The sequence below is a fragment of the Gemmata algarum genome (assembly GCF_034097035.1).
Lineage (GTDB): Bacteria > Planctomycetota > Planctomycetia > Gemmatales > Gemmataceae > Gemmata > Gemmata algarum.
Genome location: NZ_JAXBLV010000025.1, coordinates 1 through 11,869, shown reverse-complemented (window position 1 = coordinate 11,869; position 11,869 = coordinate 1). Strand labels below are relative to the sequence as shown.

Annotated in this window: 6 protein-coding genes; all 6 read right to left on the bottom strand. The window is 63.4% G+C overall.

Going from position 1 to position 11,869, the window contains the following annotated elements:
• The coding region (locus R5W23_RS04515) for an IS66 family transposase (protein WP_320685299.1) at positions 1–454 on the bottom strand (454 nt) is incomplete at its 3' end.
• A 152-nt stretch (positions 455–606) separates the two neighbouring features.
• Positions 607–876 carry a hypothetical protein gene (locus tag R5W23_RS04510; protein ID WP_320685298.1) on the bottom strand — a complete coding sequence of 90 codons (270 nt, stop codon included), beginning with the start codon at positions 874–876 and terminating at the stop codon, positions 607–609.
• Positions 877–1,436: 560 nt separating this feature from the next.
• Positions 1,437–2,039 (bottom strand): hypothetical protein, encoded by a 603-nt coding sequence (locus R5W23_RS04505; protein ID WP_320685297.1) that lies wholly within the window; start codon positions 2,037–2,039, stop codon positions 1,437–1,439.
• A gap of 514 nt (positions 2,040–2,553) precedes the next feature.
• The gene (locus R5W23_RS04500) at positions 2,554–2,925 is read right to left on the bottom strand and encodes a transposase (RefSeq protein ID WP_320685296.1); all 372 of its coding nucleotides are present in this window, start codon (positions 2,923–2,925) and stop codon (positions 2,554–2,556) included.
• Between the two features lie 527 nt (positions 2,926–3,452).
• Positions 3,453–11,216: an RHS repeat-associated core domain-containing protein gene (locus R5W23_RS04495; protein ID WP_320685295.1), complete on the bottom strand. Its 7,764-nt coding sequence runs from the start codon at positions 11,214–11,216 to the stop codon at positions 3,453–3,455.
• A gap of 413 nt (positions 11,217–11,629) precedes the next feature.
• Positions 11,630–11,869: hypothetical protein (locus R5W23_RS04490; RefSeq protein WP_320685294.1), on the bottom strand; the 240-nt coding region annotated here is incomplete at its 5' end.

Below are 11,869 nucleotides of genomic sequence, written 5' to 3'. Positions count from 1 at the left end.
GCAGCGCGATCACCTGGCGCGGGAACCGCACGGCCCCACGGGTCGCCCGCTCCAGCCGTTCCCGCGCGCGGCGGAGCACATGGGCCAGGCACTGCTGGTGGATCGCCCCCTCGAATCGCTCGTACGAGGCGAACCCGTCGTGGCTCAGGACGCCCGACCCGTCCGCCCCGATCACCCGCTCCAGGGCGTCGGCGCGGCGTTGTGAGTCGATGGCGTACGCGGTGGCCCGGTCACCGACCCACGCGTGGAGCCAGGCCGTGTGCCCCCCGATCCGCCACTCGGTCTCGTCCGCCGCGATCGGCTCGGACGACCGCACGTGGTCGAGGATCCTCTGGTAATCCGGTTCCAGGCGGGCCGCGGCCCGAAGGCCGATCTGGGCGCTGGCTCCGCGGGTCAGGGTGATGCCGAACCGGGTCCGGAACACGGCCGCCACCTTGCCGTGCGACAGCCCCATCTGGGTGCGCAGGACCGCGGCGGCGGTCTGGGCATCGGGGCCGACCTGGCTGGCCGCCGCGCCCAGGGCGTCGGACGTCTGAAGCGGGTGCCGGCCCTGAGCCCGCTTGCCGCACGACTCGCAATGGCCGATGTGGATGCGGACCTTCCGGATCAGCGGCGTGCGGGGATCTCGGTCTGGTACGGGTCGGCCGCGCTGGTCTCGATGAGGCGGCCCCGGCAATGCGAGCAGGCGTCGGGCAGGGGCGCCTCGCGGCACTCGGCGATCTGCTCGGGCGGCGGTGACGGGCGGTGGCCGTGCTTGCCGTGGGCGGCCCCCGACTTGCGGCCGGGTAGCTTCGGGTCGGGCTTCGGCGGACCTTTACGGAACGGTGCGGCCTGCCGCTTGCCCGCGCGAACCGCTTCCTGCAGCTTCCGGGTCAACTCGGCGACCCGGGCTTCGAGTGCGGCGACACGCTGGAGGAGATCCCGGCAACCGGGACACGCGGGCTCGTACATGCCCCGATGGTACCAGATTCGCCGTTGCTCAACCGCACCGAGTGTCGGGAGGGGTGCTAAACAAGTACCCTTCCCCTAATAGAGCACCGCTTCCGGGAGCCGCTTTTTGCAGGATGACCGCGGCGGCTTCGACGAGAGCCCGACGCCAAAACACCACCCTCGAAAACGGCCACTTTCGGTGTCAATTCTCTCCGACCACGACGTCACCTCAGCCGACGATGTGCGGTTCGTCGGAAGCGTCGTCGGGTGGATCGGGTTCGTGATTGTCGATCCTTCGGCCGTCGGCGTGTAGGCGAATGACGTTACTCGGCCCTCTGGGGAGCGCGTCGCAACGAGGCAATTGTGCGCGTCGAAGATGTACGAGACGAGGTTCGGAGTGTTGTCCAGTTCGGCCGGTGGGTCGTTCGTCACGGGAAGTCTCCTTCGGTTCCGCTGCATCCGTCGGCGGACAACAACTGGCGTGGCGCCTTTCAGCGCACTGCACATCATTTTCCCGACGTGAAAGACTTGAGCACCGTCGTTTGCATGCCTTTCCCGCCTAAATCTGCCTCGAACTTGACGCTCCCGATCCCGGGCGCATACCAGTTGCTCATCTTGTGGGTGCTAGCCCCGAACGTGATCTCCACATCCACCCGCCGGGCCGTGAACGTCCCGGCCGGAACCTTCACCTCCTCCATCTTGCCCATCGTGTACGTCGCCTTGCCCACGACCCCGCCCTGACCCATTTGATCGGCCGTCCAGCTCTCGCCTTCCTTCGTGCCAAGCTTGAGGAGAGGTAGGGGCTCTCGCTCCTTCTGCCTGCCGCTGATTCGCGATAGCCCTCGTTCGGATACTTCGAAAATGTTAATTGTCGTCTGATATTTCTCAGATTTGTGTACCACCTCGGTCGTGACAACGTGCTTCCCGTCTTTAGACTCGACCTTCGTCACCGTCTCGGTCATTTCGATGGTCCGCTCTCCGACCTTAACCTCCGACACCCGTTTGGTCCCCTCCTTGACCGGGAAGTAGAGAGCACCATCACCCGCCTTCGGGTCGGCCGCGGTAATGGCCCACGCGGCGCACAACGTCGCTATCATGGCAAATCGCATCACATCTCCGATCGTTTAGGTGGGCAGGTTCGATAAGGGTGGATTTTAACCGGTCACGCGTCTCGATCACCTGCCAGTACGGATAGAATGAATTGCGCTGCTCTCCGCGCTCACCTGCTCGCAAGGAGAGATCCGTGGCATACTCATACGATCTAAATGCACTTGACACCTCAGCCCGTGGTTTATTTTTTACTTATTGTGACCACAGCTAAAAGCAGGCCCATCAATAATGATACAAATCCTACAAACTTAATAATAATATAATATAATTTTGATCTTAATAATGTAGATGCATCCTCATGCGTTAGCGGGAAGTAAAAAATGCGCGATGAGAGAATTAGTCTGCATAAAGCACCCTGAACGTATCGCGTGAAAAAAATAAAGACAATCGACAACGCGACCAAGGTCGCTGCGGCAAGTTTTATTATAAAATAAGTCACGTTGCACTCGACTAATTTGCCAAATCGCAAGCTGCGTATTCAGCTCTGCAGGGCATTAGGACTACCGGACAAAATTAGGTCGGATAAGGATGACGCAGGCGGCCAGTTGGCACCACCCGAGGGTAGTACCGTGCGTTCCGGTCCAGTCGCCGTCCGACGCGGCCGAACTGGGCGAAGAAGTTGTGGCACCGCTCGGCCAGTTGCTTCCACCCGGTCAGGAAGGCATCCTTGCGGAGCCACTCCTGGAGCCGTCGTTGGACCGTCTTGTAGGACGGGAAGCACCACGGCCGCATGTCCCACGAGATGCCCGTGGCGAGCACATGCAAGCACTCTCGGTTCGTGGCCGGAGGGCGCCCGTTGCCCACCCACACCTTGGCCGGCAGCAACGGCTCAAAGATCACCCAGATATCGTCCGGCAGGCGTCGGGCGAGGTCCTTCAGTTGCACGGCGGGCTCCTGATCAGTACCCATCAGGATAGCCGACACAATCGGCTTTGTCCGCTAGTCCTTAAGGAAGCAATCAGCCGCCCCCATCTATCTAAAGATGATTTCACAATCACCACAGCGCCACACATATATATGCAACTAGCAAATCCTTAATGGACAATACGTAATGCTTCAGCCTTCTGAACTAACTCGCCAAAGGTAGCCACGGGCGGGGCCGAATGTCTGAAGCTACTCGGCACGGAGCCTTTGTTGCGACCCAATTTGGCCAGTGATGGCAGATTTCCGCGGCACATTTTGTGCCATTGTTCAGAAGGCTGAAGCGTTACGACAATACCACCTCTCGTGACGCGGCATCACACAATGGAAGTTACACCGACAGGCAAAGAGGCATCATATCGCATAATTGGTAGCAATATCAGTTTCCTACAGCGACTGACGTAGCGGCGACACGGTGCCATCGATTGGTATCTATTGGCACCGTCAGCAATTCAGGATGGTTGAACTTGGTGTATCGACAGAGCCGATTCTCACCCGTCGTTTCGCCATTCTTCGAGAGTTTGTGAATTCATATACAATTGCTGCTGAATTTGCTGTGCCGGGGTAAGGGGCGGCGGCATCTCTACGAATTCCATGCTGTTGGCGTCCCAGTAACCGGGTGGGGGCGGGGGCGGGGGCGGGGACCACGACCCACCCGGCAGGAGGCTACCTATGTCCGCCACCAGGCCAAGCGGTGTCCAAGTATAACTTCCGGAAACGCCGAGAGAAGGCGTCCCGACACCGACCTGTCCAAAATCACAGCTGCTGCCATACCGTCCAAAACGACTGTTGCTGTTAAATCCGCCACCGCCTCCCACTCCGAAAGCGCCCCCCCCTGACACGCTGGGGCCAGTCACAAAACTCTCCAGTCTTTGGGGGGAAACTCGCTCATAGTGTTTGCCGGTACGAGGATCAATATACCGAGTAATCATGATGCTTCCGCCAGGGCCAGGCGTCTGAATGCCTATAAACCCATTGACACTAAAGTACACTTGGCCATAGCTGTCCACGGTGACCCCTGGGCCGAAACCGAAAAAGGGCGTACCAACTCCAAGGTTCAGGGATATAGCCCAATTGTGGTAATCCCAATCTGAACCAGCAAGACCAGTTGGGTCTTTTCGATTATTGGGGCTGTTTCCCACGAAGCGGTACAGGACCACATCACCTGCGGTGTACCGGATCGGGTCGAGGCTCGTGAACCGACCCAGAGTCGCGCTGTATTCGCGGTTGCGGAACTGGTATTGCCCGCTGGTCGAGTCGATGTTCCGCCCCTGGAACAGGTAACTGACCGCGTACGAACTGCTCGCCCGCACTGTGAAACTGGCGTCGTAGATCGTCGCCACGCCATACGGATCGTAGACGTAGCGCTCTACCACGCTCCCGCTGCCGTTGACCAGTGCGGTCACGTTCCAGTTGGCGTCCTGCTGAACCCACAGTCGCTCATCCAGCATGCCGTCCCCGTCAGTATCGCGGTCGCGGAGCACCATCGCGTCCACGTAGACCGGGCTCCACACGTTTCGCTCGGTCGTGTTGCCAGCGATCCGTTTCTCCAGCACCTGCCACGAGGCCGAGTAGTACAGATCTGTCGTCACGCTCGTCGCCGTCACGGTCTCGCTTACCCGTCGGTTGAGCCCGTCGTAGGCGTACGTCTTGAGCGTGGTGCCACCGCTGCTCTTCACGGCTACAAGTCGGTTCCAGGCGTCGTACACGAACTGCCGCCCGGTCTCGTCCCCGGTCATGTTCCCGTTCGCGTCGTACGTCGGCGTGGTCGCCCCGCTGATCCCGGTGATCTCGTTTTGCGCGTTGGCGGTCCGGGTCTGCGCGGCCCCATTGGTGGTCACGCTGTCCCAGTTACCCACCGCGTCGTAGTCCCAGCCTTGGCTGCGCGCCACTGCGCCACTGATCCCCGTCTTGGTGCCGTTCAGGGTGCCGCGGTTGAGGCTTGTGAGCTGGTCCAGAGCGTCGTAGCCGTACACCTCACCGAACGCGGTGTTGACGAGGTTGTCGCGGTACATACGGTTCCCGGCCGCGTTGTACCCGTACTGGAACCGGTCTGTTGCCGTCCCCGTGCTCGGGTTTAGCCACCGCTGGTCCACGACGCGCCCGAACCGGTCCAGCCCCGTGTACTGGTCCCCCGCGTCGCCCACCGCCTCCGCCGCCAACTTCACGTAGCTCAGATCCACGTTCGGCTGCGGGTGCGCGCGAACCACGACGGTGCCCAGCCCCAGGTACGAGTAGCTCTCCAGCGTCCCGGTCGAATCGCTCAGCGACGACAGCCGACTGATCGCGTTGTTGATCCCCGACGCGTAGTTGTACGTCAACACATATCCGGACGGGTACGTGATCGACGTGAGCCGCGACTGGTTCGTGGTGCCGGACCCGTTGAAATTATACGCGTACTGCACCTTGGGGCTGGTCGAGGTGTTCACCGCGCCGCCGTGCGCCTGCCACTCGGTCACCATCTGCCCCAGGCCATTGAAGTCCCGCAGCACCTGGTTCACGATGCTCCCGCCGCTGGCCGCGTCGTAGCTGGTGACCCGGTACGTGTTCCCCTGGCCGTCGTACGCCGTCTCGATGCGCCGCACGGCCCCGTTGACCCCGCTGCCGAGGGTCGTCACCGCGTCACTCACCACCCGCCCAAGGATGTCGTAGGTGAGCGTGTGCACGCTCCCGTTGCGGTCCGTCGCCGTCAGCGTCTGCCCCAGCGCGTTGACCGTGTTGACTTCCTGCTCGGATGCACTGGCGGCTCCGGTGGTGGGGTTCGGCCACCGGGTCGCGCCCACCACGTCGAACGAATCGATCGCGCTGCCGGCGCCCTGGCTCACCCCGTACAGGTACTGCGTGGTCTGTCCCCCGCCGCCCGTCACGTAGGCGGTCAGTGAAGTCATCCCGGCCCCGTTGTACGTGTACCCCACGGTCTTGTCGTCCGCGTCGCTCACCACCCCGTTGACGAAGTTCTGGACCGTCCGCACGGTGCGCCCCAGCGCGTCCGCGTAGGTGCGGCTCACCCGCCCCGCCGTGTCCGTCGTCTCCGCCGCCCGCCCGGTGTCGCCGCCGGCGTTGACGACGGTCACCGACATGGTCGGGTTGCCGCCCGTCGCCACCAGCGCCGGCTGGTACTTACCGCCCAGTGTCCCCGTGAACCGCACCTCCCACCCGTACCCGCCCGGGGCCGCCGTCACCGCCACGTTCCCGCTGCCGATCGACGTTAGCGCCTCCAATGCCGATTGGACCGCCGCCGCCGACGCGTTCCACGCCAGCGAACTCGTCGTTTGCCCGCCGAACGTCAGGGTGAACGAGCCGCCCACGTTGGCCCCGGTGAGCTGCAACCACTGCACCGCGTCGGTTGCGTACCGGGTCTTCGTCACCAGCACCGTTGCTGTGCCCGCGGGCACGCTTCCGGGCCGACTCCACGCGCTCCCGCCGTTGGTGCCCACGTCCACCGACGCCGTGGGCCGGTCCCCCAGGTCGTAGTAGTACCCGGCATAGCTCACCCGCGCCCCGATCCCGCCCGCCGGCGAGCCCAGCGCACCGGTCCCGCTCGCGTCGTGGAACCGCTCCCGGCTCGTCACCGTCAGCACGTTCCCGCTGGCGTCATAGCTGTACTCGGTTTGCTCCAATACTGTCTCGCCGGTCACGTTCGACGCGTCCGCATACCCGGTGTCGTTGCCCCAGTCCGTCGTGTAACGGACGGTGAGCCGGCCCGCCCCATCGTACACCGACTTCTGCACCAGCCCGTTCGGCGCGGACTGCTTGATCACCAGCCCGCGGGCGTCGTACCACACCGACGTGACCAGGCTGTTGGTGCTGACCGTTCCATTAGACGTGTTGACGCTATACACCTGCGTGCTGAAAGCCCGCCCCAACTCGTCGAAGTTAGTCGCCGTTTGCGCGCGCAGCTTCGTCCCGGTACCTGCAGGCAGGCTCAGCACGCCCGCGGAGATGGACGGCGTGACCCCGTCCCCGTCGTACGTCTGGGTCAGCGTCACTTGGCCCAGGTTGTCGTACATGTACGCCACCAGCGGCCGGTTCACGTCGGTTGATTCGGTGGTCTCGACGCCCGACTTGACCGCCACGGCCCGGTTGCGCCAGTCGAACCAGCTCTGGGTGACGCGAGCCGCGGCACTGCCGCCCGGGTACTCGGTCACCGTCGTCAGGTTGCCGTCGCCCACCCCGCCGCCGTCGTACTGGTACTCGCGCACCTTCACCAGGTTGGTGCCGGCGGTGTTGCTCGGGCTCCAGTACCCGGTGGTCGGCGTGTCGTCGGTCCCCACCCACTCGCTCACCACCCGCCCGAGCCCGTCCCGCACGTACCGGGTGATGGTGCCCTGTGGCGTTTGCAGCCGCTTCAACTGGCCGGTGTTGTCGTACTCGTACCGGGTGCGATAGAAGTTCGCACCTTCGACGCCCAACGATACCGAGGCCGAGTAGCTCAGCCCACCCAGATTGAAGTATTCGTCCGTTTGAATCACCTGCCCGGCTTCGTTCTTGTACGTGCGGGACAGCGACTGCACCTGACTGATGCTCTCGGTTCCGGTCGGGCGCCCGCCGCTCACCGCCGGCACGGCGCTCATGGTGAGCGTCTCGGTGTACCCACGGGCTCGATCCTCGCGGATCACCGTCGTCGGCCCGGTCGGCCGGTTGGTGCTCGTGTCCCATCCGGTGTAGGTCCGCACCTCGTGTGACGCGTCGTTGTACACCGTGTAGTCCACTCGCCCGTTCGGGTGCGTCACTTTGGTCGCCCGCCCCAGCGTGTCTACCTCGTAGCTGGTCGTCAGGTGCAGCCCGGCCCCCGACGGCGTGCTCCACCCACTCGGCAGGCCGGAAAACGTTCCGGTTTGCGTGGTGTCCACATCGGTGATGGTCTTCACCACCGCCCCATTCAGCGTATCGTACTGGGTGTAGCTGAGCACCCCGGCCTGGTCCTTGGCCCACACCGGCCGGCCGAGTGCATCGTTCACTACCACCACGGCCGCAGAGTTGCCGGACCCGTTCTGCGCGGTCGTAACGGCCGGCAGCGTAACCGTGGTCGAAGCCGCCTGGTTAGTGCCGCTGAAGAACGTATAGCTGTAGCTGGTGGTCTGCCCACCGGTCCCGTTATCGTTCCGGTACACGGTTTCTGTTGCCAAGTGAACGAAGTTGAGCCCGCTCACCGCGTTCAGCACGTACGTGGCGACGTACTGCGGGATCGCGGTCCCGGTCTCGCCCTGCCGAATCGCCGTCTGCTTCAGGTACCCGGCCGCATCCCCCGCCGCGGACGTGGTTGCCGTGGTACTGGTGGCGTAGGTGTACGCCGTCATCAGGCCAGTTGTGTCGCTCAGGTAGACGGCGTTACCCGACACGAAACGGACCAGGTCGGCGAACGAGTCACTGTAACCGGTCACCGCCGACGGATTGGCCGCCAGCACGACTCGACCGGCTGCGTCGTACCGGTAATACGTGACCGACGTGAGACTGGTGACCGCGTCTGTGAACGCCTTGAGCATCACCTGCCCGTACGCGTTCGTGTACACGGTCGAGGTGCTCCCGTCCGGGCGCACCTCGACCGTCTTCACCGCCCACGAGTTGAACCCGATCGTGTTGCTGCTGGGGGTGTACGTGTACGTGTACGAGCCCTGACCCGCGGAGCACGAAGTGCAGCCGTCGCCGGACACCGTCTCCTTGGTAGCCCGGTGCCGCGAGTCGTACTCGAAGTACCGGTCCGCGTAGCCTGCGACAGTCGCGTCCGTCGCTCCTTCGACGCTGGCGTCGGTTCCGCCCGCGGCCGCCTTGAGCCGAGCGTACGCGTTCGGTCCGAGTTCGTACTTGAGCCCGTACTGGTACCCGATCTGGGTCGCCCCGCTGAACGTGTCCGCCACGTAGTACCGGTAATACCTCTGGTCAATGACGGCACCGGTCGGGTCGCTCACCGTGAGCCGCTTTAGGTCCCCCAGGTTCCCGTTCGCGTCGCCCGAGCCGTAATACGCGTAGCTCACCTGCCGCACGGTCGACCAGGCACCGACCCCGACCTTCTGGCGGAGCGTGACCGTATCCAACTTTCCGGCGTTCGGGTTCCCAGATCCGAGGTACGTGTACACATACGATTCGGTGGTGGTAACTCCGCCCACCGTCTGGGCCGATTGGATCTCGAGCGGGCGCCCCGTCGTGTCACGGGAGGTGACCTGCGTGACCAACCCGCCCGGAGTGGCGCGAGACTGGAAGGCGCCTTGGGCCAGCGCCGGCCGCGCCGATCCGAACCCCAGGTACCGGTACACGGTCCCGTCGCCTGCGGTGACCACGAACTGATCGTTTGCCCCATCGTACGCTACGACGGCCTTATTATAGAAGCGGGGGGCGTAAGTGGCGTAATTGCCGTTCGCGTCGGGCGTGCCTTGGCCGTCGAAGAAAGTCGCGGTAGAGGCGTCGGTCACCAGGTACAGCACCACGCCGAGCTGGTACAAACGGGACTGGTCCCCAGCTACCCACCCGTTCCCTGCGCTGGATCTGACTGAATACCCGGGATCATTGGACCACGATAGAACGGTCCCCCAACCCGCACCAAGACCATCGGATGATAGTCCCGGGGCTACGATACGGTTGACCCCGTCTACGTACCGAATCGGATTATCCGATTCGTCCTGTGGGCTTGCTGCGTCAAGCTCCTTGAGGTCGACGACCTCGCCATCGAAGCACGGCAGCCCAAGTGTAGCGAGACACAACGGGATGTCGCCGTAAATGCCCTCACCGGGTCCAAGTAGCATGAACCCGCTGCTGCTATCAAGGTTTATGGCCGCTTGGGAGATTTCGGTTGGCCGGGTAGTGAACGAGAAGTGCCCAACCCCGCCGCCGGGGGCGATACCTGACGCTGAACCCGGCATCATCGACCACTCAATCGATGAAGTGGTCCAGCCGGACGGATCGTACCAGCCGCGGTCGTTCGTTGCGGCCAGGATCTCCACACCGCTGGAGAGGCCAATCGTAAAGGAGTAGATCGACGCACTGCCCCAAAATGCGGTGTTCGTAACTGTGTAATTCCACTGGAACTCATTATCATCATCATCATACGTAATTGTCAAATCAACAGTCGTACCATGATAATTGATCGATTTGACATAATAGAGCACGCCCCCATCGGTGGGATCATTACTTGCGGCGATAAAGGTGCCAGACAGCGAGCCACCGAACGGACTGTAGACGCCGAGAGGGGCCGCGAGTTGAGTGCCGGTGGCCCCGCTGAACACCTTCACCTGTGCCGCCGTTCCCGGCCCGCTCCCAACAACGAGGTCGGCGCGGTCGTCGTCGTCGACATACGCAAGCCCCACTCGCACCCCGCCGTCGAATCCGACTCCAAACGGATTGATGTCATACAGCGTCGCGCCGGTGGCCCCGCTGAGCACCTTCGCTTGGGCTGTTACTCCGGGACCGGTGCCCACGGCCAAGTCGGACACGCCATCGCCGTCCGTGTCACCCGCGCGCTCGTCCGCACCCACAAAAACAGTTCCAGTGTACCCGGTGCCGAACGGGGTCAGGAACCGCTCGCCGAGTCCGCCCCCGGCCAAGCTCCCGGTGAGGGGGTCGTATACCAGAACCCGACCACCAGACCCACCGACGACCACCTCGGCCTTACGGTCCCCGGTGAAGTCCGCTGCCGCAACGGTGATGCCACCCGCGAACGCGGCCCCCGGTACCGCGAAGTTCGCCAGCACGGCCCCGTCGGTGCCGCTGAACGCCTTGACGCGCGGCCCGGCGCTGGTGAGCGCCGCCACGATTACGTCCTGGCGCCCGTCGCCGTTGACATCTCCCGACGCGACAAACACCCCGCCAGTGTCCTCGGCTCCGAACGCCAGGAAACTGCCCAGCGAGCCGCCGATCTCAGCGCCGCTGATACCGTCGAGCACGCGCACCTGGGGCGAGCGCCCGCTGCCGGGAGCGACGATCGCGTCTGGGATGCCGTCACCGGTCACGTCTCCGGCGGCCACCCGCACTCCGCCTGCGAACCCGTCCCCGAACGCGGTCACGGACCACCGCTGCGTACCGGTGTCCGCGTTGTACGCGGTTACAAGTGCGCTGCCGGCATCGGACCCGGCGAAGATCACCGGGAACGGCAAGGGGCGTCCCTCGGGCACGAGTCGCTCTTCCATCGACTCCAACCCCAGCCGGGTCGGCACGGGCGCCGTTGCGTGGCGCGTGCGGAACAGCCCGGCGAGGCGGTCGCGGAGGGCAAGCAGTTGGGGGAACCGGGTGAACACGGACGGGATCCGGGAGAGGCGATTCAAGTTCTGCTCCTAGGCAATGGGCTAGCACAAATCAGTGCGTCAAAGCATTACAAATACGAGCCCGAATCGGCTCTGCCGACGCTCTGCTTTCCAGTTGTGCGGACCGAATATTCTCCTGTCTCAGGGAATTTGTCAACAGAGTAGGCGTTTTCGACGGCAATCTTTTTCCGCAGCCTCTGAGGCGCCAGGTCTTGCGTTTGCAAATTTTTCTCGGTACAGCCTATTCAGGCGATTGCCTGTTCGAATCGAAGCGGTCTCGATACTGGGGATTTACCTAGCTAGTGCTGGGGTGTTCACGCCGAGTACAGCCCAACTGAGCGAGGCTCATGCTTCGCGGGGCCGCTCCGCAGCAGAGCAGCAGAGCAGCAGAGCAGCAGATGAGTGAATGTCAAATTTCCTTGAGATACCAACAATTACAGCTTATTGGCAATAAATTGCAACGCGGCTGACAGCTCGCCGGCGACGGATTGCGCGGTCTTGAGTGCGTGCCCTTTGTCCCCACTTCGCTGAACGTAGTCGAGCGCCTCGGTGTCCGTGAACCCGTGGGCCGTGGCCTCGTCGTCCGCCACTTCGAGCGTCGCATTCCCAGGCGCGACCGTCTCGCACACGCCCGGGTCCAACCGCTCGGCCGCACAGAACTGGTCCCACGCTTT

Excerpts from the sequence above, each read along its gene's own strand:
- R5W23_RS04505 (WP_320685297.1), bottom strand. The coding sequence starts at position 2,039 with ATGCGATTTGCCATGATAGCGACGTTGTGCGCCGCGTGGGCCATTACC.